Here is a 22,526-nt window from a genome sequence, read left to right as displayed (position 1 = left end):
GACCGACGGCCGGCTCACTCCACCTTTTCGTTGGGGTAGACGCCCCAGAGGCGGGTCTGCTCGATCCAGCCGTCGAAACCCTGGCCGGTGATGCGGCACCAGGTGCCGTTGCAGCTCCTGACCGTGCCCTGGACCTTCGGCTCGAGCCTGGCGACGATGCGGTCACCGCCGGCCCGGTTCATCAGCGGCACGAGCTCGCCGGGATTGCCGCGCGGCATGACGACGCCGGTGCGCCGTCCCGACAGCATGGAGTGGAAGACCCAGGTCTCGGTGCCGTCGTGGTCGCGGATGCGGCGCCAGTTGTCGAACTCCGCGGTGACCTCCACGGGCAGGCCGGCGCGCTGGTAGATCCAGATGACCTGATGGTCGCGGGTCGGCCCCATGCGGGCATTGACCCGCTCGGACTTGAGGCTGACGAAACGGGGGACCGGAAGGCGGGTCTGCGAGCCCAGCGAGCCGGTGATCTCGGCGGCAACGGCCGGTGCGCCCGAGAGAACGGCGATCCCGGCGGCCAGAGCCGCACTCACGCGAAAAGCACTCATACGCAACCCACCGCCCGAATACGCGACTGACAGACGCCGGACCCTTCGAAAGACGGGTCGCGAGAGGGAAACCGACGGCTTTGTCTGGCGCAACCCTTCTGGTAGAGAGGTCGCGCCGGGGGCCAGTGTCGCCGTTCAGGGTTAAGACAGGCTTGATGGCCGGCCGGAATCAACCGGCCAAGTGGTCCGTTCCGGGGCGGACCGCGCGAATTCCAGAGGTTGGGGCATGGCGAACCGCAAGAAGCCGCTCGTCGTCGTGACGAGGAAACTGCCGGATACGGTCGAGACGCGGATGCGCGAGCTCTTCGAGACGCGCCTCAACGTCGACGATACGCCGATGAGCCAGGCCGATCTTGTCGCCGCGGTGAAGACGGCCGAGGTGCTGGTGCCGACCGTCACCGACCGGATCGACGCGGCGCTCCTGTCGCAGGCCGGGCCCCAGCTCCGCCTCATCGCCCAGTTCGGCAACGGCGTCGACAATATCGACGTCGCCACCGCCATCCAGCGCGGCATCACCGTGACCAACACGCCGGGCGTCCTCACCGAGGACACCGCCGACATGACCATGGCGCTCATCCTCGCCGTGCCGCGCCGCCTCGCCGAGGGCCTGGAAGTGCTGGAGCATGGCGAGTGGACCGGCTGGACGCCGACCTGGATGCTGGGCAAGCGCATCCACGGCAAGCGCCTCGGCATCGTCGGCATGGGCCGGATCGGCCAGGCGCTGGCCCGCCGCGCCGCCGCCTTCGGCATGCAGATCCACTACCACAACCGCCGCCGCCTGCCCGAGAAGGTGGAGCAGGCGCTGGACGCCACCTATTGGGAGAGCCTCGACCAGATGCTCGCCCGCATGGACATCGTCTCGGTGAACTGCCCGCACACGCCGGCGACCTACCACCTGCTGTCGGCGCGCCGGCTGAAGCTCCTCAAGAAGGAGGCCTTCGTCGTCAACACCGCCCGCGGCGAGATCATCGACGAGGTGGCTCTGACCCGGATGATCGAGGCGGGCGACCTCGCCGGCGCCGGCCTCGACGTGTTCGAGAGCGAGCCGGCGGTGAACCCGCGGCTGATCAAGCTGGCGAAGGCCGGCAAGGTGGTGCTGCTGCCGCATATGGGGTCGGCCACCATCGAGGGTCGCATCGACATGGGCGACAAGGTGATCGTCAACATCAAGGCCTTCATGGACGGCCACAAGCCGCCGGACCGCGTACTGCCGTCGATGCTGTGAGGGGCGATGAGCCTCTCCGCTATCCGCAATCTCGACCACACGGTCCTGCTTTGCACCCGGCTTGCCGAGACGCGCGCCTTCTATCGCGACGTGATGGGCTTTCCCATCGAGACGGACCTGCCGACCTGGGTCAGCTTCCGCGTCGGCTCGGCGCTCCTGTCGCTGCGGCCGCGCGGACCCTGGTCGGTCTGCGACGACGGCCCCATGCCGAAGGGCTCGGCGGCCGTCCAGCTCGCCTTCCGCGTGCCGCCGCCGGCGGTCGATGCCTGCCATGCCGAGCTCATCGCCAGGGGCATCGAGATCCTGCGCGGGCCGACCGACCTGCCGAACTGGCGCCACCGCACGCTGTTCTTCCGCGACCCGGAAGACAACATCATCGAGATCTACGCGGAATATTGAGGCCTTCGCAGTCTCACCCCTCGGCCAGGCGCTCGATTTCGCCTTCGACGACGGTCAGCAACCCGGGCAGATGGTCCCGCACGGTCGCGAAGACGAAGCGGCTGGCCACGTCGTCGTAGTCGTGGCGGTAGATGTTGGGAGCCCATGATGTTGCGCCAAGGCTGGCCGGGATGGCGGGCCCGCACGCCGTCGTCCAGGCGACGGGCCGCCTCAGAAATGATTTCGAGACAACGGACGACGGCGTAGAGCGTCCGTGTGTCGGCCGCGAGGGACTCCTCCGTCGCGTCGATCGTCCATTCCATCGCGAACAGGATGCTGTCGCGGATATCGCAGAGCGCCGCCAGGCTGCGGTCAGAAGGCATAGAGCGCGTCGCGCTCGACCTCGGCACGCAGGTGTGGCTTCAACGCCTGTCGGTTGGCCACGTCTACGGGAGCGGGAAAGAGGTCGCGTACGAAGCCGACCACGCCGGCATAGGCGAATACGTCCATGGGGAAGGTGGCGTCGATGTCGAGGAGGATGTCGATATCGGACGACGGCGCGGCTGAAGCCTTGGCGGCGGAGCCGAACAGCGCGGCGTGGCGAACGCCACGGCGGCGGAGCTCGCCCTCATTCCGCTTCAGGACATCGAGGATTTCGGCCTTGTCCATAGAAGAAGCGTAGCGAAACCGCCGGATGTCATCAACACGGCGTCAGCGAGCTGTCCCGCTCAGCGGGTTGTCCGGGTCCCAGCGGTAGCGCACCGTCTCGAAGCGCATGGCGCGGGTGTCGATCATCAGCAGGCGGCCGACGAGCCCTTCGCCGAAGCCGACGATCTCGCGCACGACCTCGAGCGCCATCATGGATCCGACGATGCCGGTGAGCGCGCCGAGGATGCCGGCCTCCTGGCAGGAAGGCACGGTCCCCGGCGGCGGCGCGTCGGGGAAGAGGCAGCGGTAGGTCGGGTTCGGCGTGCCGTCGGCCGCCTTCTCGTGCGGGCGGAGTGTCGTGAGCGTCGCGTCGAAGGTGCCCACCGCCGCCGTCACCAGCGGCCGGCCCTCGTGGAAGCAGGCGTCGGAGACCGCATAGCGGGTGGCGAAATTGTCGGAGCCGTCGGCGACGATGTCGTAGCCGCGGACGAGGTCGCGGGCGTTCGCCGCGGTCAGGCGGGTGACGTGGGAGACGACCTCGACATGGGGGTTGAGCCGCCGGATGGCGTTGGCGGCGCTTTCGGTCTTGAGGACGTCGACGTCCTCGGTGCGGTGGATGACCTGCCGCTGCAGGTTCGACAGCGCCACGCCGTCGTCGTCGACGATGCCGATCGTGCCGACGCCGGCCGCGGCGAGATAGAGGAGGAGCGGCGCGCCGAGGCCGCCGGCGCCGATCACCAGGACCCGCGATGCCTTCAGCTTCTGCTGGCCGGGCCCGCCGACCTCGCGCAGGACGATGTGGCGGGCGTAGCGCTCGAGTTCCTCGGGTGAGAACATCAGTCGATCGAGAGCCCCAGGGACTGGCGCACGCGGGCGCGGATGGCGTGGCCGTCGCGGGTCGGGAGCACCCGCTCGAGCTCCGCCTGTTCGATCCTGACCACGGCGACGCAGGGGCCGTTGCCGAGCGCGGTCGCCCGCCCGGCGAGCGTCTCGACATCGCCCATGGCGTCGATGGCCCGGGCATCGGCGATACCGGAGGCGCCGGCGATGGCGGCGAGGTCGGCCACCACCGAATGGCTCGCCTGGCCGCCGGTCTCGCCGTAGAGGCCGTTGTCGAGGACGACGACGGTGAGGTTCTTCGGCGCCTGCATGGCGATGGTGGCGAAGGAGCCGATCCCCATCAGCATCTCGCCGTCGCCGGTCACCGCGATGACGGGCGTGTCCGGCCGGGCGAGCGCGATGCCCAGCGCCATCACGGCACAGCCGCCCATGGCGCCCCAGAGATAGACGTTGCGGTCGTGGTCGCCGGCGGCGGCGACGTCGTAGGTCGGCGATCCGAGGCCGGTGACGACGATGGCCTCGCCGCGGTCCTTCAAGAGGCGGGCGACGACGGCGCGGCGGTCGAGGCGGTTCACGGGCGTGCTCATTTCACGAAGACCTTGGCGCCGATGAGCTGCTGAGCGAGGAGCACGGCGACGGCGCTGCCGCCCTCATAGGCCATGCGGATGCCGGCGGCGGTGGCGGGGCCAACCTCCTCGGGCCGGTCGGCGCGCAGCACGTGCACGCCCATCAGGCGGAAGGCGTCGGGCGTGCCGGTGCCCATGGGCACCTGCCACGGATTGAACTCGCCCCATTCGCCCCGCATCGTCACGAAGGTGAGGAAGGGCCCGCCCATGTTGCGGACCAGCGAGAGCATGTTGATGCAGTTGCCGACGCCGGAGGACTGCATGAGCAGGCAGGCGCGGTCGCCGCCGAGCCAGGCGCCGGAGACGAGGGCGACGCCCTCCTCTTCCGTGGTCAGCGGAATGGCGACCATCGCCGGGTCCGCATGGACGGCGCGGATGAGCTCGGCGTGGCCACCGTCCGGCACATAGGCGACCTGGCGGACGCCGGCCGTCTTCAGCGCCGAAAAGATGTCGCCGGGCCATCCGGCGGGCGAGGCATGCAAAGCTTGAGGGTGCAAGGCGTTCATCCGCTGGCTAGGCTCCGCGTCCTTCGCGAGGGGCGGACCATGACGCCGCTCCCGCAGCGACACAAGACGACAATCGGGAGGACAGGCATGACCATCGGATTCATCGGACTGGGCAAGATGGGGCGGGGCATGGCCTCGAACCTGCAGACCAAGGGCTTTTCGCTCATGGTCCACGACGTCGTCGAGGCGCCGATGGCCGCGCTCGAAGCGCTCGGCGCCAAGCGCGGCACGCCGGCCGAGATCGCCGCCGCCTGCGACATCGTCGTCACCGTGCTGCCCACCGGCAAGGAGGTGGGCGAGGTAATCCTGGCGCCCGGCGGCGTGCTCGATCACGCCAAGCCCGGCACGCTCGTCCTCGACCTCTCCACCATCGATCCCGACACCACCGACCGGCTGCACGAGGAGGCCCGGCGGCGCGGCATGACCGCCGTGGATGCGCCCATCGGCCGCCTCGCCTGGCACGCCGACCGTGGCCAGAGCCTGTTCATGGTCGGCGCCGAAGACGCGGACTTCCAGCGCGTGCTGCCGCTCCTCAACGCCATGGGCACGACGATCCACCATTCCGGCGGCCCCGGCGCCGGCACGCGGATGAAGCTCGTCAACAACTACCTCGCCATCATCCTCTGCCAGCTCAATGCGGAGGCGCTGGCCCTGTCGCAGCGCTTCGGCCTCGACCTCGTGAAGACGCTGGACGTGCTCTACGGCACGACGGCGACCAACGGGCAGCTCAAGGTCAACTGGCCGAACAAGGTGCTGGCGGGCGACACCGAGCCGGGCTTCTCCATCGACCTCGCCCACAAGGACCTGACCCTCATCGTCCAGGCGGCCAACGCCGCCCGCGTGCCGGTTCCGGTGGCGGCGGCGGCAAGGGAGGCCTTCTCCCAGGCGCGGGCCCGGGGCTACGGGCAGAACGATTTCTCCGCCATGGTCGACGTCGCCTGCGACCTCTCGCAGATCGAGCGCGCCCGCCTGCCGAAGGGCTACACCCCGCCTGCGTGAGGGTCCTCGCGGGCACAAGGAGGCGCGCCAAGGCCGTTCGTTGCCTCCTGAACCTCAACCCGTCATGGCCGGGCTTGGCCCGGGCATCCACGCATTCGCTTCAAACCGTAGTGCTCAAGTCGTGGATGGCCGGGCCAAGCCCGGCCATGACGATGACCAACGCGCGCCTTCGGCCCCGCAGGGGGTGACGGTCGGCGCCGTCGGGTCCGACCGCGCCTCACCCCAGCGTCGTCAGGTCCTGGAACCAGTGCTGGGCCTGGACGTAGCTTGAGACCTTCGGCGTGGCGACGTGCGGGTTGGTGTCGTGCACGACCCAGACCAGCAGGGCATCGTCCACCACCTTCTCGTGGACCCTCGCCATCAGGGCGTTCTGTTCGGCTTCCGCCGTGGTGGCGAGGGCCTGGTCGATCAGCCGGTCGACCTCGGCGTTCTTGTAGTGCCCCCAGTTGACGCCCACCGGGGCGACCTGGCCCGAATGGAAGAAGCGGATGAAGGCGTAGAGCGGGTCCGAGGTGAGATAGGCGACGTTGTTGGCGGTGATGCCGCGCAGCGATTCGTGCGCCGCGCCCTGGCGCCAGGCCTGATAGAGCGGCTCGAGCTCGACGACCTTGAAGTCGATCTCGATGAAGGCCTCCTTGAACATCTGCTGGCAGAGCTCGTTGATCGGCAGCGACAGCATCTGGCCCGAACCGGAGGAGGCGATGATGAACTGCGTCTTCAACGGGTTGGACGCGGAATAGCCGGCCTCGCGCATCAGCTTGCGGGCGCCGTCGACGTCGTACTTGATCTCGAAGATCGGCTTGCCGAACCAGGGGTTCGACCGGTCGACCTGGCCGTAGGCGGGCTTGGCCAGGCCGCCCATGAGCTCCACCACCGAAGCGCGGTCGATGGCGAGGTTCGCCGCCTTGCGGGTGCGGACATCCGTCCAGGGCGAGCCCGGCAGGGTCGAGAGGTGGTAGTTCCACACATGCGGGGTGACGTTGTCGATGAGGCGGAAGCCCGCCTGCTTCAGCCGCGGCATGACGTCCGGGGCGGGCGATTCGATGAAGTCCACCGTTCCGGCGAGCAGGGCGTTGGTGCGGGTGATGGTCTCGGGCAGGCAGGACAGGATGATGCGGTCCGCCTTGGCGAGCCGGGTCTTGTCCCAGTAGTCGGGATTGCGCACCAGTTCGGCGAATTCGCGCGGCTGCAGGCGGCCGAGGCGGAAGGGGCCGGTGCCCGAGGGCTGGAGGGCGAATTTTTGCCAGTCGCGGCCGACCTTCTCGAACTGGGCGGGGCTGGAGATCAGGAACCAGAGCATCTGGTAGGGGAAGAAGGAATCGACCGTCTTGGTGGTGATCTCCACCGCCATGGCGTCGACCTTGCGCCAGCTCGCAACGGAGGGAAGGCGGGCCCGCACCTGCGAGGACTGGCGCTGGTCGAAATGCGGCGCCTGCGGGTTGAGGACCTTCTCGAGGTTCCACACCACCGCGTCGGCATCGAAGGCCGATCCGTCGTGGAACTTGACGCCGTCGCGCAGCCTGAAGACCCACTTGGTCTTGTCGGCGGGATCGGTCGCCCAGCTGGTGGCGAGGCCCGGCGCGAGCTTGCCGGGCCGGTCGGCGACGTTCATCTCCCAGGCGACGAGCGGGTCGTAGAGCGTATGGCCGGTGAACTGGTAGCCGCCGGCGCCGCGGTCCGGCTGGCCGGTCGTCTGCGGAATGTCGGCCATGGAAATCCCGTAGCGGATCACCTTCTCCTGGGCCTGGGCGGCACCGGCCGGGAGCAGGGCCAGGCCCGAGGCGGCGGCGAGACCCTTCATCAGGTCGCGGCGGTCGAGACGATCGAGGCTCATGGACACTCTCCGGGGCTGAAGGACCCGCAGAGGCTAGTTGCAGTGCAACATCTGTCGAGATGAAGTTGTGCGCTGCGGTTGGTCAGGCCCTGGGCAGGAACCGTGGTATCAACACCCATACAAATGGCAGCAGTGCCATGTTTCTGGGCAGGGCAACCTTGCCGGGACCGGCGCGGCGGGGCACCACTGCGACATGGCGATTCATCCGCGCGTGCTGACGATTCCCGCCTCGCGTCCGCATCTGCGGACGCTGGCGGAGGCGATCCTGGCCGGCCGGGTCGTGCCCGGCTGGCCGGACCCCGCCGATCCCCTGTCGCTCGCGGCCGGCACCGTTCTCCTGCCGAACCGGCGCGCCTGCCGGACCATGCGCGACATCTTCGCAGAGCTGACGCCCGGCGGCGCGGTGCTGCTGCCGCGGATCACGCCCATCGGCGACGTCGACGAGGACGAATGGGCCTTCGCCGACCCGATGCCGCTCGACGTCCTCGGCCTCGCCGCCATCGGCCCGGCCATGCCCGGGCTCGACCGGCGACTGACGCTGGCGACGCTCGTCAGGCGTTGGGCGGAGAGCGTCGACCGGGCGGTGATGCGGCTCAAGGGCGACGACCCGCTGATCGTCTCCACCGCCACGTCCGACGCCCTGTCGCTCGCCGCCGACCTGATGCGGCTGATGGACCAGGTAGCGACCGAGCGGGTGCCCTGGTCAAACCTCGACGGCATCGTCGATGCCGGGCTCGACGAGTTCTGGCAGATCACGCGCGCCTTCCTCGCCATCGCCCGCGACCACTGGCCGGCCCACCTCGCCGCACTCGGCCAGGAGGAGCCGGCGATCCGCCGCGACCGGATCATCGCCGCCGAGACGATCCGCCTCGCCGCGACGCCCGGCCCGCTGGTGGCGGCGGGCTCGACGGGCTCGATCCCGGCGACGCGCGACCTCCTGCGCATGGTGGCGCAGCATCCGCGCGGGGCCCTGGTCCTGCCCGGCCTCGACACCGACCTCGACAGGGCCTCGTGGGAGGCGATCGGCGGCACGCCGGGCGCGGCCGGCCACGCCCACCCGCAATTCGGTCTGAAGCGCCTCGTCGCCCATGTCGGCATCGACCGCGAGGCGGTGGAGGCGCTGGCGCCGCCCGCCGCCTTCGGCCGGGAGGCGCTGGTCTCCGCCGCCATGCGACCGGCGGCGACCACGGACCTGTGGGCGCAGGCCCGGCCCGCCGTCGCCGAGGAGGCGCTGGCGGGGCTGAACGTGATCGAGGCGGCCAACGAGCGCGAGGAGGCGCTCGCCATCGCCGTGGTGTTGCGCGAGTTGGCGGAAAATCCCACCCGCGACGCCGCCCTGGTGACGCCGGACCGGGCGCTGGCCAGGCGCGTGGTCGCCGAACTCGCCCGCTGGAACGTGGCGGTGGACGATTCCGGCGGCCAGCCGCTCTCCGGCACCCCGGCGGCGACGGTGGCGCGGCTCTCGGCGGCGCTCGCCCTCGGCGAGCCCGCGCCGCCCGACCTCCTGGCGCTCCTCGCCCATCCGGCGCTCGCCTGCGACGACCCCGCGGGGCGCGACGCGGCCATCGCCGCGATTGAGCTCAGGGCGCTCCGGGGCCTGAGGCCGACCGGCGGGCTCTCCGGCTTCGCCCGGCTGCTCGACGAGGCCCTGCCGAACGGACGGCCCCGGCCCGAGGACGCGGCGAGCCGGGTCACCGCGGAAGGCCTCGCCGCGGGGCGGGAGCTGCTCGACCGCACCATCGCGGCGCTGGAGCCGCTGGCCGGCCTCGACCGCCGGGCGCCCATCGCCGCCTTCGCCGAAGCACATCGGGACGTGATGCGGCGCCTCGTCCTCGACGATGCGGCGGTCGGCGCCGAGGCCGTTCTCGCCCTGCTCGACGATCTCGCGGCCTCGCCGCCCGCGGCCGGTTTCGCCCTGACGCGCGACGACTATCCCGCCGCCCTCGACGCGCTGATGCAGACCGAGACCATCCGCCTACCGGCCAATCCGGGGGCGCGGATCCGCATCCTCGGCCTCGTCGAGGCCCGCCTCCTCCACGTCGACTGCGTCGTGCTGGCCGGCCTGGTGGAGGGCTCGTGGCCGGGCCAGACGCGGCTCGATCCCTGGCTCAACCGGGCGATGCGGGCGAGTTTCGGCATCGATCCGCCGGAGCGCCGGGTCGGCCTCGCCGCCCACGACTTCTGCCAGCTCCTCGGCCAGCGGCAGGTGGTGCTGACGCGGGCGACCAAGGCGGGCGGGGTGCCGACCGTGCCCTCGCGCTGGATGCAGCGTCTCGCCGTGGTGCTCGGGGAAGAAGTCTGGACGGGGCTTCGCGCCCGCGGCGACGAGGTCCTCGCGCTCGCGCAGGCGCTCGACGCGGTGGAGCGGCCGCGGCCGATCGCGCGGCCGAACCCGGCGCCGCCCCTGGCGCTCCGGCCGACGCGGCTTTCGGTCACCGAGATCGAGACGCTGCAGCGCGACCCCTATGCCGTCTATGCCCGCCACGTGCTGAAGCTCAGGGCGCTGGAGGCGCTGGACCAGGTGCCCGGCGCGGTGGAGCGCGGCATCGTCATCCACGGCGCGCTGGACGCCTATACCCGCGAGGCTTCGGCAGGCCCGGTGGCCGATCCCGTCGCCCGCCTCGTCGCCCTCGGCCGCGACGCCTTCCGGCCCTATTGGGACGATCCCTCGGTGAGGGCCGTGTGGTGGCCGCGCTACCTGCGCATCGCCGCCTGGTTCGCCGGTGCCGACGCCGACCGGCGCAAGCTCTTCGCCGCCGCCCATGCGGAGCGATCCGGCCACCTCGACTTCGAGACGCCGGCGGGCCGGGTGTTCCGGCTGACGACCAAGGCGGACCGCATCGACGTGACGGAGGACGGACGGGCCGAGATCGTCGACTACAAGACCGGCAGCGTGCCGAGCAATCCGCAGGTCAATGCCGGCCTGGCACCGCAGCTGGCGCTGGAAGCGGCCGTGCTGAAGGCCGGCGGGTTCGCCGAGCTGCACCCCGACCTCATCGTCTCCGCCCTGGTCTATGCCAAGCTCGGCGGCCGCGACCCGGCCGGCGAGTTCTCTCCCGTCAAGGTCACGGGCGGCGACGTGGAGGGCCTCGTGGCCGAGACCCTGGCCGGGCTGAAACAGCTCGTCGCCGCCTATGAGGACGAGCGGCGCGGCTATCTCTCCTGGGCCATGCCGCAATATGTCGGCGGACGGTCGAACGACTACGCCCATCTCGCCCGCGTCAAGGAATGGTCCACCGGGACGGGAGAGGGCGAATGAGCCGCAACCTCTCAGCCCCGCCCGAAGCCGTCCTCGCCCAGCGGCGGGCCTCGGATCCCGCCCATTCCGCCTGGGTTTCGGCCAATGCCGGGTCGGGCAAGACCTATGTGCTGGCGCGCCGTGTCGTCAGGCTCATGCTGGCCGGCACGCCGCCGGGCGCCATCCTGTGCCTGACCTTCACCAAGGCGGCGGCGGCGACCATGGCCAACCGCGTCTTCGAGCTGCTCGGGCAATGGGCAGTGATGGACGACGCAACGCTGCGCGACGCCCTCCATGCCCTCGACGGCGAGAACCACGACGCCGCGACGCTGCGCCGGGCGCGCCGGCTCTTCGCCGAGGCGCTGGAGACGCCCGGCGGCCTCAAGGTGCAGACGATCCACGCCTTCTGCGAACGCGTGCTGCACCAATTCCCCTTCGAGGCAAACGTCGCCTCGCAGTTCACCGTCCTGGACGAGCGCGAGCACGAGGAGATGGTGCGGCGGGCCAAGCTCGCCATCCTGCTGGAGGCCGCTGCCGAACCCGACGGGCGGACCGGGCAGGCGCTCGCCTATCTCTCCACGGTCGCCGCCGATTCGACGGTGGACGACCTGCTCGGAGAGGCCCTGGCCGCCCGCCACGCCATGGAGGCGGACATCGCGGCCCGCGGCGGCCTCGAGCGGACCATCGGCACGCTCGGAGACCTGTTCGGCCTGCTGCCCGGCGAGACCGAGGCGGCGCTGGCCGCGGCCATCGTCGCCGAGGCGGAGCTGCCGCCGTCCGAATGGGCCGGCGTCGCCGAAACGCTGCTGCACCTCTCCACCGCCGCCTCCGACACCGGCGTGGCGGCGGCGCTGCGCGAGGCAGAGCGGATGCCGGAACGGCGGGCGGAGCTCTACGAGCGCATCTTCCTCAAGGCCGATGGCGACCCCAGGCAAAGGCTCGTCACCAAGGCGGTGGCGACGCGCGAGCCGGCCCTCTGCGCCCTCCTCGAGCGAGAAAGGGCGCGGCTCGCGGAGCTGCGGCAGAAGCGCAAGGCGGCGCAGCTTCGCGACGGCACGGCGGCGCTGCTCACCCTGGCGCAAGCGATCTGCGAGCGCGTGGAGACGGAAAAGGCGGCGCGCGGGGCGCTCGACTTCGCCGACCTCATCGTGCGCACGCGCGATCTGCTGCGCAACGGCTCGGCGCCGTGGATCCTCTACAAGCTGGACCAGGGCATCGACCACGTGCTGGTGGACGAAGCTCAGGACACCAGCCCCGACCAGTGGGAGATCGTCGGCGCCCTGATCGAGGAGTTCACGGCGGGCGAGGGCGCGCGCGGCATGCCGCGCACGCTCTTCGTCGTGGGCGATGAGAAGCAATCGATCTATTCGTTCCAGGGCGCGGTGCCGCAGAACTTCAGCAGCCTGCGCGACGACTTCGCCCGCAGGTTCGCCGCGGCCGAACGGCCCTTCGAACGGCAGATCCGACTCAACTTCTCGTTCCGCTCGACCCGCGCCGTGCTCAGCGCCGTCGACCGGGTCTTCGCCGACGAGGAGGCGCGCAAGGGCCTGTCCTTCACGCCGGGACCGCTGACGCCGCACGAGGCGGCGCGCCAGGCGGCGCCGGGCCTCGTGGAACTCTGGCCCGCCACCGAGCCGGAGAGCGCCGAGGACCGCTCGCCCTGGACCGCGCCGGTCGACGCGCCGACCCTCGGCGACGCCGCCGAGCGGCTGGCGGCGCGGATCGCCCGCCATGTCCGGCTCTGGCTCGACCAGGGACACCGCCTGCCGGACCGCGACCGGCCGATCCGGGCGGGGGACATCCTCGTTCTGGTGCGGCGGCGCGGGCCGATCTTCGAGAGCATCATCCGCGCGCTGAAGAATGCCGGGGTGCCGGTGGCCGGTGCCGACCGGCTGGTGCTCGGCGAGCATATAGCGGTGATGGATCTCTTGGCGCTGGGCGACTGCCTGCTGACGCCCGACGACGATCTGTCGCTCGCCGCCGTGCTGAAGAGCCCGCTCGTCGGCATGGGCGAGGAGGAGTTGCTGGAGATCGCCGCGGGGCGCACCGGCTCGCTCTGGGACGCCCTGGCCGAAGACGCGCACCCCGCCGCCACCCGCCTCGCCGGCTGGCGCGACGAAGCCCTGGCGCTGTCGCCGGCTGCCTTCTACGGCCGGGTTCTGGCGCGCGACGGCGGCAGGCGGGCCATGCTGGCGCGGCTCGGATCGGAGGCGGCCGACGCCCTCGACGAATTCATGTCCATGGCGCTGGCCTTCGAATCGACGGACATCCCGACGCTGCGCGGCTTCCTCGCCGCCATGCGCGCGAGCGAGGTCAACGTGAAGCGCGACATGGAGCTCGGCCGCGACGAGGTGCGCGTCATGACCGTCCACGGCGCCAAGGGCCTCGAGGCCGACATCGTCTTTCTCGCCGACACGATGGGAAAGCCGGGCGGCAGCCACGACCCGAAGATTTTCGCCATCCGCCCGGCCAATGCGCCGGCCGATTCGCCGCCGCGCCTCGTCTGGTCGCCGGCCTCCAAGGCCGATACGCCGCTGGTGGCGGAAGCGCGCCGGATGAGCCGCGACGCGCAGGCGGAGGAATACCGTCGCCTGCTCTACGTGGCGATGACGCGGGCGGCGGACCGGCTGATCGTCTGCGGCGCCCGGCCGAAAAAGCCGAGCCCGGACGTCTGGTACGACATCATCGACCGGACCATCGGCAGCGAGGCGGTGGAGGAGCCGGCCGACGACGGCGACGGCGTGGTGAAACGCTGGCGCAACGGGCCGGTCGCCGCCGCCGCGGACGCGCCTGCCGTCTCCGCAGCGACGCCGGCGGGCCGTACGGCGCTGCCGGACTGGCTCGTCCGGCCGGCTCCCGCGGTCGCCGTTCCACCGCGGGCGCTCACGCCGTCGGGCTTCGGCGGCGAGGCGGGTCCGGCCCGCTCGCGCGAGGCCTCGACGAGCCGCGAGGCGGCGATGCGCCGCGGCACCATCGTCCACCGGCTGCTGCAGTCCCTGCCCGACCTGCCCTTCGACAGGCGGGCGGAAGCCGCCGGCCGCTTCCTCGCGGCGCAAAGCGACATCGAGGACGAGCAGGCGGCGCGTCTCGCCGAGGAGGCGATGCGGGTGATGACCGATCCGCGCGTGGCGGGCCTGTTCGGCCCGGGAAGCCGGGCGGAGGTGCCGGTCGCCGGGCGGCTCGGCGGCAAGCCGGTCTCCGGCCAGATCGATCGGCTCCTGGTGACGCCGGAGCGGGTGATCATCGCCGATTTCAAGACCAACGTCCCGGCGCCCGTCCGCCTCGACGACGTGCCCGAGGCCTATCTCGCGCAGCTCGCCATCTACCGGGCGCTGCTCGCCGGCATCGTGCCGGGCCGGCCGGTCGAGGCCTGGTTGATCTGGACGACGCTGCCGGACGTGATGGCGGTCCCCGCCGAAAGTCTCGACGCGATGCTCGCGCAGCTCGGCCTCGCCTGAGCCGGACAGCAGCCGTCAGAGAGCGGCGAGCGGCGGCAGGTTCTCCTCCTTGCCGGTGAGGGCGGAGGCATGCAGGCCGCGCACGCGCTGTTCGAGGAAATGAGCGATGGCCTTGCGGTCGGCGCTGGGATCGAAGGGCACGGGATTGCCGAAGATGAGATCGACGTCGACGGCACCGTCCTTGAGCAGCGCCCAGGCATGGGGCACCAGCTCGATGTCGCCGACCCAGGAGATGCGGGGGCGATGCTGGCGGCCCGCGGGCAGGCCGTTGATGCGGCGGTAGGCGAGGGCGATGGGCTGGATCCAGACCGTCTCGCCGGTGGCGCGCGCCAGGCTCTCGGCGGCTCCCACCAGGGCGGGCCGGAAGCGCAGGACACGGTTGCCGTCGGAAGAGGTGCCCTCGGCGAAGAGGACCACGGGCTCGCCCTCGCGCATGCGCGCGATCATCTCCTCCGCCGTGCGGGAGGTGGTGTGGCGGCGGTCGCGGTCGACGAAGATCGAGCGCTGCAGACGCGCGAGATAGCCGAAGAGCGGCCATGTCGCGATCTCGGACTTGGCGACGAAGGAGAGGGGGGCGAAGGCGCCCAGCACCATGATGTCCATCCACGAGACGTGGTTGGGCACGAAGAGGGCGGGGCGGTGGGAGGTCGGCTCGCCGCGCACGGTGATCCTGGCGCCGAGCGCCCTGAGCACGATGCGGTGGAAGAGGATCGGGATGGTGCGCCGGGCAGAGAGGCCGAGACCGTGGGCGATCATCTGCGCCGGCAGCAGCACCAGAGCGGCGGCGATGATCAGCGCGAGCCAGACCAGGGCGCGGATCGTATCGAAGACGCTGGGGCCTCCGCGCCCGAACTCGGTGCCCGGCCTGTCAGGATTCTTCATCGAGCGGCACGCAATAGAGTTCGAGGCGATGGTCGACCAGCCGATAGCCGAGCTTGCGGGCGACCTCGGCCTGCAGGCGTTCGATCTCCTCGGACTGGAACTCGACCACCCGGCCCGACCGCAGGTCGATCAGGTGGTCGTGATGGGCCTCCGGAATGGTCTCGTAGCGGGCCCGGCCGTCGCCGAAGGCATGGCGGGTGATGATGCCGGAATCCTCGAACAGCTTCACCGTACGATAGACGGTGGACAGCGAGATGTTCGAATCGACCGAGGCCGCCCGGCGGTGCAGCTCCTCCACGTCGGGATGGTCGGCCGCCGCCTCGATGACCCTGGCGATGACGCGGCGCTGATCGGTCATCCGCATCCCCTTGGCGATGCAGGCCTCCTCGATCGAACTGGTCCGGCTTTCCATCCGGGGCGCTACCACCACGGTCCTCCTCAGCGGCGACGGACCGATCCTATAGCTTTGCCGGCCCGCCTCGTCACCCCCGGGCGATGGTCACCGCCACGGGTGCCGGAGGCTGTTCCTCCTCCTCGACATCCTCCATCATCGCGATGGTGCGGCGCCGGTCGGCGATGGAGGCGTTGAGACGGTCGAGGGCGAGGGTGAGCGTGGCGAACTGGCTGGAATCGAAATCCGGGCGCTTCGAGGCCTCGATCGATTCGACGAAGATGTCGTCGGCGCGGTGGGCGATCTCGTCGAGCACGTCGTTGTCGTCGGTGGCCCGCACCTGGCGCAGCATCATCAGAACCTCGGGCAGGTGCCCGGGGTCCTTGTCGCGGCGGCCGAGGCCGAAATAGCCGAGGACGGCGGCAACGGCCGAGCCGCCGAGTGAGAGGCCGAAAATGGCGAGATAGAGATAGTCGCTGTATTTCTCGACGAAGGTCTTCTGCTCGCCCGTGAGATAGGCGAGCGCCCCGGGATGGACCTGGACGGAGGAGCCCTTCTCCGTGTCCGGCACCTCCAGGCGGTTGGCGGCCGGGTGCTGGGCGGCGAGCGCCGGGCGCAGCGTGAAGAGCTGTTGGGTGAATTCGGAGGCGACCGCATCATCAACCCCGCGGCGCGCCACGAGATAATGGACGACGCCGAGGGTCGGGAAGTTCTCGGCCGGCCGCGGCGGGTTGGAGCCGAAGGACCCGGCGATGACGTCCATGGATTCGAGGTAGGCGACGCGGTCGGCCACCGCCTCGGCCTCGCGGACGGGCACGAGGATCACCTTGCCGTCCGGCGTCTCGCGCACCAGGCCGGACAGGGCGTCGGCCACCGGCTTGGAGGAGGGCGGGCCGACGGTGACCAGCGCCTCGATCTGCTTCTTGCGGAAGATGTCCGCGGTCTCCCATGGCAGGACCTCGACCATGCGCACCGTGGAAGGCTGGACGCCGTGCTCGCGCAGGATCGTCTGGATCAGCCGGATGTTGTAGCCGACACCGCGCCCCATGACCCCGATGGTCTTGCCGCCGAGATCGGTCCAGCGCTCGATGCCGGCCGTGGCGGGAGCGGATAGGATCACCGGATTGCGCTGCCAGACGGCGACCACCATGGCCGAGGGCGGCATGGAGATGTCGGCCCGGACGATGGCGAAATCGACATCCTCGCGTTCCAGCCGGGCGGCGCTGTCGGATGGCGAATCGGAGGATACGAGCCGCAGGCGCACGCTGGAACGCTCGCGCTGCAGGGCGAGACGGAAGCCATCGATCAGCCGCGCCGCTTCCGATCCCGAGGGCCCGACCGCGATGGTGACCGTCGTCGGGCGGTTGTACCAGAACGTCACCAGAGCGGCGCAGCCGATCAGGGCGCAGAGGATCGAGAGGGCGGCGAGGCGGGTGCGGGACATGGAGTGTCAGGTTCCGCAGCGATCATGGCTCTTTTGCGGTGCGAAATCTACCGTTGCGGGCCGCCCCCGATGCTGCTGCCCGACCGTCGTCAACGACGGCGGCGGGGCGGATCCTCGATCATGATCGAGGGCGTGCCGAGGGAGCCCGATCGTCGCGCCGCGCGGTTGATGCGCTCGCGCTCGGCCTCGCTGAGCGTCCTGCGGGCGGGCCGGCCCTGGACCTGCCGGCCCGGCGCGGTGCGCGCCTCGTCGGCGGCGCGGCCCTGGGCCCTGTCGGCGTCGCGAATCCGTTGCTGGTCGCGCTGCTGGCGCCGCAGGATCTCGAGGTTGCGGTCGGTCTCGCGCTGCTGGCCGCGCTGGAAGGTGTCGAAGGATCGCCGGTCGTTCTCCTGCTGGCGCAGGATCTCGAAATGCTGGCGCGTAGGCTCTCCGAAGGACGGAGGCGCCATGCCCGGTGCCGGCGGGGGATAGCCAGCCTGGGCGAGCAGGGGCTGTGGCCGCCCTGCGAGGGCGGCCATGCCGAGAAGGAGGGCCATGGCGGCCCGGCGCGTGAGCGGCATCGGTCGTTCCTGTCCTGACCGGGTCAACGCCGCGGCGCGGTCCCCGTTCCGGACACCGTGTCAGTCGATCGTGACCACCACGCGGCCACGGATGCGGCCTTCGAGAATGGCGCTCCCCGCCTCGATCACCCCTTCGAGGGGGATGGTGGAGGTGAGGCGCGCCAGGCTCTCGCGGTCGAGTTCGGCGGCGAGCCGCGACCAGGCCTCGAGCCGCAGAGCCTTCGGCGCCATCACCGAATCGACGCCCAGCAGAGAGACGCCGCGCAGGATGAAGGGCGCGACGGTGGTCGGCAGGTCCATGCCCTGGGCGAGGCCGCAGGCGGCCACCGCACCGCCGTAGCGTGTCATCGACAGGACGTTGGCGAGAGTGTGCGAGCCGACCGAGTCGATGCCGCCGGCCCAGCGCTCCTTGCCGAGAGCCCGGCCGGGGCCGGAGAGCTCGGCGCGGTCGATGATCTCGGCGGCGCCGAGCGACTTCAGGTAGTCCGCCTCCTGCGGGCGGCCGGTGGAGGCGACGACATGGTAGCCGCGGCGGGCGAGAAGGGCGGTGGCGACGGAGCCGACGCCGCCGGCGGCGCCGGTGACCACCAGGGGGCCGCGCTCCGGGGTGATGCCGTGGCGTTCGAGGGCCATGACGCAGAGCATGGCGGTATAACCGGCGGTGCCGACGGCCATGGCCTCGGCGGCGGTGAGGCCGGCGGGCAGCGGCACCAGCCAGTCACCCTTGACCCGGGTCTTCTCGGCATAGGCGCCGAGATGGGTCTCGCCCGTGCCCCAGCCGTTGAGGATGACCGCGTCGCCGGGCTTGAAATCGGCATGGGAGGAGGATTCGACGATGCCGGCGAAGTCGATGCCGGGGATCATCGGGAAACGGCGCACGACGGGCGCCTTGCCGGTCAGCGCCAGGCCGTCCTTGTAGTTCAGCGTGGAATGCGAGACCCGCACCGTCACGTCGCCCTCCATCAGGTCGGCCTCGTCGAAGCGGGTCAGTTCCGCCTGTGTGCCGGTTTCGGTCTTGGTGACGACGACCGCCCTGAACGTACCCATCGCATTCTCTCCTTATTCGCGGCGGCGACAGTCCACCGCCGGGCCGCCGAGGGCAAGCGGGTGCCGATCCGTCGAAGGACCGATGGCATCGCATCCGGAAACAACCGGAGGGCTGCCGCCGGCCATTGTCGGCTACCGTCGCCTGAGGGAATGGAGCCATGGCCATCGACAGCACCGCGCCTGCGGCCGACGACCCTCAGGGATTTTCCGAGGCGCCGCATTTCCACGGCCATCGCGAACGCCTGCGCAACCGGTTCCGCGAGGCCGGGGCCGACGCCCTGGCGGATTACGAGCTCCTGGAACTCGTGCTGTTCCGCGCCATTCCGCGGCGCGACGTGAAGCCCCTCGCCAAGGCGCTCCTCAAGCGGTTCGGCTCCTTCGCCGACGTCGTGGCGGCGCCCGAAGTGCGTCTGTCGGAGGTGGAGGGCGTGACCGCGACGGTGACGACGGAGCTGAAACTCGTCCATGCGGCCGCGCTGCGCATGGGGCGGGCCGAGATCGCCCGCCGGCCCGTCCTCTCGTCCTGGACGGCCCTGATCGATTATTGCCGCACGGCCATGGCCTTCTCCGAGCGCGAGCAGTTCCGCGTGCTCTATCTCGACCGCAAGAACGCGCTGCTGGCCGACGAGGTGCAGGGCGAAGGGACGGTCGATCACACGCCGGTCTATCCGCGCGAGGTGGTGAAACGGGCGCTGGAACTGTCCTCGACGGCGGTCATCCTCGTGCACAATCATCCCTCGGGCGATCCGACGCCGTCGCGACCCGACATCCTCATGACCCAGCAGATCGTCGACATCGCCCGTCCCCTGGGGATCGCCGTGCACGACCACATCATCGTCGGGCGGGACGGCCATGCGAGTTTCCGGGCGCTGAAACTGATTGCGTGAGACGGCCTTGATCCCGCCGCAGGGCAGCGGCAGAGGAGCGGCATGACCGCTTCCGTCCGTCTGCCGGCCCTCGCCGCCCTCGTTCTCGTCGTCTTCGCCGGCGGAGCCCTCGCCCGATCCGCGCCGACGCGGAGCTGGGGAGAGGAGAAATGCCATCGCTATCGCCAGGCGTCCGAGGACGCGTTGAGGCGGCAGGGGCGCGAGGGTCTGTCCGCGGACTTCCTGGCGGCCCATGAGCGGTTCATCGCCGGCGGCTGCACCGGCCCGGAGCGGATCTGCCCGCGCTCGCAGCGGGAGATCGACCTCTCAAACGTCCTCACCGTCCGGGCGATGAATGCCGGCATGGCCAGCACCTTCCTGCCCTGGGCCTGCCCCTGAGGCGTGTCCGACCCTTTCCCTCCGGGCTGTTCTTGTTTAGTTCTGTCGGCATGTCCGCGCGAGATGATGCCGACCTGAGCGACGCGCTGCTCCTGCCCGAGAGGTTCGGTGCCTGGTTCGCGGCCCGCGGCTGGGCGCCCCGCGCCCATCAGCTCGACCTGCTGCGGCTGGCCCGGCAGGGCCGCTCCGCCCTGCTGGTGGCGCCCACCGGAGCCGGCAAGACCCTGGCGGGGTTCCTGCCCTCGCTGGTGGAGCTCGCGGAGAAGCCGGCGCGCCGGCCCGCGGCCGAAGCTGCGACGCCGGTGGGGCGAACGCCGCCGCCACGGCGGAGCGGCCTGCACACGCTCTACATCTCGCCGCTGAAAGCGCTGGCGGTGGACGTTGCCCGCAATCTCTATGCGCCGACGGAGGATATGGGCCTCGCCATCCGCATCGAGACCCGCACCGGCGACACGCCCGCCTCCAAACGCCAGCGCCAGCGCTCCGACCCCCCGGAGATCCTGCTGACGACGCCGGAGCAGCTCGCGCTGCTGCTCGCCTCCGCCGACGCGCCTTTTCTGTTCGGTTCGCTGAAGCGGGTGGTGCTGGACGAACTCCACGCCCTCGTCACCTCGAAGCGCGGCGATCTCCTCTCTCTCGGCCTCGCGCGGCTCTTCACGCTCGCGCCGGACCTGCAGACCGTCGGCCTGTCGGCGACGGTGAAGGACCCGGCCGACCTCGCGCGGTTCCTGACGTCGCAACGACCGGGGGTGGCGGACGCCGCGGTGGTCATGGCGGCGGCGGGCGCCGCGCCGGCCGTGTCGATCCTGGAGACGGCGGAACGGCTGCCCTGGGCCGGCCATTCGGCGCGCCACGCGGCGGGCGAGATCTATGCGGCCATCCGGGCGCACCGGACGACGCTGGTCTTCGTCAACACCCGCAGCCAGGCGGAAATGCTGTTCCAGCTGCTGTGGACCATCAACGAGGAGAACCTGCCCATCGCCCTGCATCACGGCTCGCTCGACGTGGCGCAGCGGCGGCGGGTGGAGGACGCCATGGCCGCGGGCAAGCTGAAGGCGGTGGTCTGCACCTCCTCGCTCGATCTCGGCATCGACTGGGGTGACGTCGACCTCGTGCTCAACATCGGCGCACCCAAGGGGTCGAGCCGCCTGATGCAGCGGATTGGGCGGGCCAACCACCGGCTGGACGAACCCTCCCGGGCCGTCCTCGTGCCGGCCAACCGGTTCGAGGTCATGGAGTGCCGCGCCGCGCTGGAGGCGATCGACCGGGGGGCGCAGGACACCGAGCCGCTGCGCGCCGGCGCCCTCGACGTGCTTTGCCAGCACGTGCTCGGCATGGCCTGCGCCGGGCCCGTGGACGAGACGGCGCTCTATGAGGAGGTGCGGTCGGCCGCGCCTTACGCGGGGCTGGACGAGGCGACCTTCCGGGACGTCATCGCCTTCGTCGCCACCGGCGGCTACGCGCTGAAATCCTACGAGCGCTTCGCCAAGATCCGGAAGGACAAGAAGGGTCTGTGGCGCGTCGCCCATCCGTCGGTCGCCCAGCGCTACCGTATGAATGTCGGCACGATCGTCGAGTCGCCCATGCTGAAGGTGCGGCTGGTGCGCAGCGCCCGCGCGGCCGCGAACGGTCCCACCGGACCCCTGCGCGGCGGGCGGGTGCTCGGCGAGGTGGAAGAATATTTCGTCGAAGGCCTCGTGCCCGGCGACACCTTCGTCTTCTCGGGCGAGGTGCTGCGCTACGAGGCGCTGGTGGAAAACGAGGTCTATGTGGCGCGCTCGGCATCGCGCGAGCCCAAAGTGCCCGCCTATGCCGGCGGCAAGTTCCCGCTGTCGACCTTTCTCGCCGAGGGTGTGAGGCGGATGCTGTCGGAACCTGCGGACTGGCGGAAGCTGCCCGCGCAGGTCGCCGAATGGCTGGAGCTTCAACGGGCGGTCTCGATCATTCCGGGGCGCGACCAGCTTCTGGTCGAGACTTTTCCGCGCGGCGACCGCTTTCACCTCGTCGCTTATCCGTTCGAGGGCAGGCTCGCCCATCAGACCCTCGGCATGCTGCTGACGCGGCGCCTGGAGCGGCGGGGCCTCAGACCCATGGGCTTCGTCGCCAACGACTATTCCCTCTCGGTCTGGGGCCTGGCCAATCTCGGCGCGGCGATCCGGCGCGGCGACCTCTCCGTCGACGCCCTGTTCGACGAGGACATGCTGGGCGACGACCTGGAGGCCTGGCTCGACGAGAGCCAGATGATGAAGCGGACCTTCCGCACCTGCGCGGTGATCGCCGGCCTCATCGAGCGCCGCCACCCCGGCAAGGAGAAGACCGGCCGGCAGGTCACCATCTCCACCGATCTCGTCTACGACGTGCTGCGCCGGCACGAGCCCGGCCACCTGCTGCTGCGGGCGGCACGGGCGGACGCGGCGACCGGCCTCCTCGACATCGGCCGGCTCGGTCAGATGCTGTCACGCATTCGCGGGCGAATCGTGCACAGTGACCTCGAACGGGTTTCGCCTCTGGCGGTGCCGGTCATGCTGGAGATCGGCCGAGAGCCGGTCTATGGCGAGGCCGGCGAGGCGCTTCTGGCCGAGGCGGAAGCGTCGCTTCTCGCCGAAGCCGGCCTGACCCGCGACGACTGAGAAATCGATTCGG

The 22,526-nt window shown here is 70.8% G+C and carries 19 protein-coding genes and 1 pseudogene; 8 read left to right on the top strand and 12 right to left on the bottom strand.

Annotated elements, in window-relative coordinates:
• Window positions 1-14: 14 nt before the first annotated feature.
• Complete coding sequence (locus tag C6569_RS18180; protein WP_106750204.1) at window positions 15-542, bottom strand: SH3 domain-containing protein; 528 nt, start codon at window positions 540-542, stop codon at window positions 15-17.
• Window positions 543-768: 226 nt separating this feature from the next.
• Between C6569_RS18180 and C6569_RS18175 the strand changes: the two genes are divergently transcribed.
• Complete coding sequence (locus tag C6569_RS18175; RefSeq protein ID WP_106750203.1) at window positions 769-1,767, top strand: 2-hydroxyacid dehydrogenase; 999 nt, start codon at window positions 769-771, stop codon at window positions 1,765-1,767.
• Between the two features lie 6 nt (window positions 1,768-1,773).
• Complete coding sequence (locus tag C6569_RS18170; RefSeq protein ID WP_106750202.1) at window positions 1,774-2,166, top strand: VOC family protein; 393 nt, start codon at window positions 1,774-1,776, stop codon at window positions 2,164-2,166.
• Between the two features lie 200 nt (window positions 2,167-2,366).
• Here the strand turns inward: C6569_RS18170 and C6569_RS22300 are convergent.
• From C6569_RS22300 to C6569_RS18145, 5 genes and pseudogenes are all read right to left on the bottom strand, one after another.
• A pseudogene (locus C6569_RS22300) lies at window positions 2,367-2,468 on the bottom strand (HepT-like ribonuclease domain-containing protein); the annotation flags it as partial.
• A gap of 49 nt (window positions 2,469-2,517) precedes the next feature.
• Window positions 2,518-2,814, bottom strand: coding sequence for a nucleotidyltransferase family protein (locus C6569_RS18160; RefSeq protein ID WP_106750201.1), 297 nt, complete (start codon window positions 2,812-2,814; stop codon window positions 2,518-2,520).
• Window positions 2,815-2,856: 42 nt separating this feature from the next.
• The gene (locus tag C6569_RS18155) at window positions 2,857-3,630 is read right to left on the bottom strand and encodes a HesA/MoeB/ThiF family protein (protein WP_106750200.1); all 774 of its coding nucleotides are present in this window, start codon (window positions 3,628-3,630) and stop codon (window positions 2,857-2,859) included.
• On the bottom strand, window positions 3,630-4,220 hold the full coding sequence (locus tag C6569_RS18150; RefSeq protein WP_106750199.1) for a thiamine pyrophosphate-dependent enzyme: 591 nt from the start codon (window positions 4,218-4,220) through the stop codon (window positions 3,630-3,632). The genes C6569_RS18155 and C6569_RS18150 overlap by 1 nt, the downstream gene beginning before the upstream one ends.
• The gene (locus C6569_RS18145; RefSeq protein ID WP_106750198.1) at window positions 4,217-4,765 is read right to left on the bottom strand and encodes a phosphonopyruvate decarboxylase; all 549 of its coding nucleotides are present in this window, start codon (window positions 4,763-4,765) and stop codon (window positions 4,217-4,219) included. Before C6569_RS18145 ends, C6569_RS18150 begins: the two co-directional genes overlap by 4 nt.
• An 87-nt stretch (window positions 4,766-4,852) precedes the next feature.
• Between C6569_RS18145 and C6569_RS18140 the strand changes: the two genes are divergently transcribed.
• Window positions 4,853-5,764, top strand: a complete 912-nt coding sequence (locus tag C6569_RS18140; protein WP_215905762.1) for an NAD(P)-dependent oxidoreductase — start codon at window positions 4,853-4,855, stop codon at window positions 5,762-5,764.
• 217 nt (window positions 5,765-5,981) lie between these two features.
• Here C6569_RS18140 and C6569_RS18130 read toward each other — a convergent pair whose 3' ends face one another.
• Window positions 5,982-7,598, bottom strand: a complete 1,617-nt coding sequence (locus C6569_RS18130) for an ABC transporter substrate-binding protein (protein WP_106750196.1) — start codon at window positions 7,596-7,598, stop codon at window positions 5,982-5,984.
• A gap of 193 nt (window positions 7,599-7,791) precedes the next feature.
• Between C6569_RS18130 and addB the strand changes: the two genes are divergently transcribed.
• Window positions 7,792-10,857, top strand: coding sequence for a double-strand break repair protein AddB (gene addB / locus C6569_RS18125; RefSeq protein WP_106750195.1), 3,066 nt, complete (start codon window positions 7,792-7,794; stop codon window positions 10,855-10,857).
• Window positions 10,854-14,294: a double-strand break repair helicase AddA gene (gene addA / locus C6569_RS18120; RefSeq protein WP_106750194.1), complete on the top strand. Its 3,441-nt coding sequence runs from the start codon at window positions 10,854-10,856 to the stop codon at window positions 14,292-14,294. Before addB ends, addA begins: the two co-directional genes overlap by 4 nt.
• A 15-nt stretch (window positions 14,295-14,309) precedes the next feature.
• On the opposite strand, the gene olsA is transcribed toward addA, so the two are convergent.
• The 5 genes from olsA to acuI form a co-directional block, all read right to left on the bottom strand.
• Complete coding sequence (gene olsA / locus C6569_RS18115; RefSeq protein WP_245898147.1) at window positions 14,310-15,176, bottom strand: lyso-ornithine lipid O-acyltransferase; 867 nt, start codon at window positions 15,174-15,176, stop codon at window positions 14,310-14,312.
• Window positions 15,163-15,588, bottom strand: coding sequence for a Fur family transcriptional regulator (locus C6569_RS18110; RefSeq protein WP_106750193.1), 426 nt, complete (start codon window positions 15,586-15,588; stop codon window positions 15,163-15,165). Before C6569_RS18110 ends, olsA begins: the two co-directional genes overlap by 14 nt.
• A 70-nt stretch (window positions 15,589-15,658) precedes the next feature.
• Window positions 15,659-17,011, bottom strand: a complete 1,353-nt coding sequence (locus C6569_RS18105) for a TAXI family TRAP transporter solute-binding subunit (protein WP_106750192.1) — start codon at window positions 17,009-17,011, stop codon at window positions 15,659-15,661.
• An 89-nt stretch (window positions 17,012-17,100) separates the two neighbouring features.
• Window positions 17,101-17,571 carry a hypothetical protein gene (locus tag C6569_RS18100; protein WP_106750191.1) on the bottom strand — a complete coding sequence of 157 codons (471 nt, stop codon included), beginning with the start codon at window positions 17,569-17,571 and terminating at the stop codon, window positions 17,101-17,103.
• Window positions 17,572-17,631: 60 nt separating this feature from the next.
• Window positions 17,632-18,618: an acrylyl-CoA reductase (NADPH) gene (acuI, locus tag C6569_RS18095; protein ID WP_106750190.1), complete on the bottom strand. Its 987-nt coding sequence runs from the start codon at window positions 18,616-18,618 to the stop codon at window positions 17,632-17,634.
• A 158-nt stretch (window positions 18,619-18,776) separates the two neighbouring features.
• Between acuI and radC the strand changes: the two genes are divergently transcribed.
• From radC to C6569_RS18080, 3 genes are read left to right on the top strand one after another with little or no spacing between them, the layout of a single operon-like run.
• Entirely contained in the window at window positions 18,777-19,505 is a 729-nt protein-coding gene (radC, locus tag C6569_RS18090; RefSeq protein WP_106750189.1) for a RadC family protein, read from the top strand.
• A 42-nt stretch (window positions 19,506-19,547) separates the two neighbouring features.
• Window positions 19,548-19,883: a hypothetical protein gene (locus tag C6569_RS18085; protein ID WP_106750188.1), complete on the top strand. Its 336-nt coding sequence runs from the start codon at window positions 19,548-19,550 to the stop codon at window positions 19,881-19,883.
• Window positions 19,884-19,933: 50 nt separating this feature from the next.
• Window positions 19,934-22,513 carry a ligase-associated DNA damage response DEXH box helicase gene (locus C6569_RS18080; RefSeq protein WP_106750187.1) on the top strand — a complete coding sequence of 860 codons (2,580 nt, stop codon included), beginning with the start codon at window positions 19,934-19,936 and terminating at the stop codon, window positions 22,511-22,513.
• The last annotated feature ends 13 nt before the right edge of the window (window positions 22,514-22,526 follow it).

This window comes from Phreatobacter cathodiphilus, from assembly GCF_003008515.1.
In the GTDB taxonomy this organism is placed as follows: Bacteria; Pseudomonadota; Alphaproteobacteria; order Rhizobiales; family Phreatobacteraceae; genus Phreatobacter; species Phreatobacter cathodiphilus.
Note: the sequence above shows the minus strand (reverse complement) of the source record. Positions and strands in the feature narration are given on the sequence as shown.

What these genes read in the sequence shown, in the direction of transcription:
- C6569_RS18180 (WP_106750204.1), bottom strand. Translation starts at nt 542, where the DNA reads ATGAGTGCTTTTCGCGTGAGTGCGGCTCTGGCCGCCGGGATCGCCGTT.
- C6569_RS18175 (WP_106750203.1), top strand. Translation starts at nt 769, where the DNA reads ATGGCGAACCGCAAGAAGCCGCTCGTCGTCGTGACGAGGAAACTGCCG.
- C6569_RS18170 (WP_106750202.1), top strand. Translation starts at nt 1,774, where the DNA reads ATGAGCCTCTCCGCTATCCGCAATCTCGACCACACGGTCCTGCTTTGC.
- C6569_RS18160 (WP_106750201.1), bottom strand. Translation starts at nt 2,814, where the DNA reads ATGGACAAGGCCGAAATCCTCGATGTCCTGAAGCGGAATGAGGGCGAG.
- C6569_RS18155 (WP_106750200.1), bottom strand. Translation starts at nt 3,630, where the DNA reads ATGTTCTCACCCGAGGAACTCGAGCGCTACGCCCGCCACATCGTCCTG.
- C6569_RS18150 (WP_106750199.1), bottom strand. Translation starts at nt 4,220, where the DNA reads ATGAGCACGCCCGTGAACCGCCTCGACCGCCGCGCCGTCGTCGCCCGC.
- C6569_RS18145 (WP_106750198.1), bottom strand. Translation starts at nt 4,765, where the DNA reads ATGAACGCCTTGCACCCTCAAGCTTTGCATGCCTCGCCCGCCGGATGG.
- C6569_RS18140 (WP_215905762.1), top strand. Translation starts at nt 4,853, where the DNA reads ATGACCATCGGATTCATCGGACTGGGCAAGATGGGGCGGGGCATGGCC.
- C6569_RS18130 (WP_106750196.1), bottom strand. Translation starts at nt 7,598, where the DNA reads ATGAGCCTCGATCGTCTCGACCGCCGCGACCTGATGAAGGGTCTCGCC.
- addB (WP_106750195.1), top strand. Translation starts at nt 7,792, where the DNA reads ATGGCGATTCATCCGCGCGTGCTGACGATTCCCGCCTCGCGTCCGCAT.
- addA (WP_106750194.1), top strand. Translation starts at nt 10,854, where the DNA reads ATGAGCCGCAACCTCTCAGCCCCGCCCGAAGCCGTCCTCGCCCAGCGG.
- olsA (WP_245898147.1), bottom strand. Translation starts at nt 15,176, where the DNA reads ATGAAGAATCCTGACAGGCCGGGCACCGAGTTCGGGCGCGGAGGCCCC.
- C6569_RS18110 (WP_106750193.1), bottom strand. Translation starts at nt 15,588, where the DNA reads ATGGAAAGCCGGACCAGTTCGATCGAGGAGGCCTGCATCGCCAAGGGG.
- C6569_RS18105 (WP_106750192.1), bottom strand. Translation starts at nt 17,011, where the DNA reads ATGTCCCGCACCCGCCTCGCCGCCCTCTCGATCCTCTGCGCCCTGATC.
- C6569_RS18100 (WP_106750191.1), bottom strand. Translation starts at nt 17,571, where the DNA reads ATGCCGCTCACGCGCCGGGCCGCCATGGCCCTCCTTCTCGGCATGGCC.
- acuI (WP_106750190.1), bottom strand. Translation starts at nt 18,618, where the DNA reads ATGGGTACGTTCAGGGCGGTCGTCGTCACCAAGACCGAAACCGGCACA.
- radC (WP_106750189.1), top strand. Translation starts at nt 18,777, where the DNA reads ATGGCCATCGACAGCACCGCGCCTGCGGCCGACGACCCTCAGGGATTT.
- C6569_RS18085 (WP_106750188.1), top strand. Translation starts at nt 19,548, where the DNA reads ATGACCGCTTCCGTCCGTCTGCCGGCCCTCGCCGCCCTCGTTCTCGTC.
- C6569_RS18080 (WP_106750187.1), top strand. Translation starts at nt 19,934, where the DNA reads ATGTCCGCGCGAGATGATGCCGACCTGAGCGACGCGCTGCTCCTGCCC.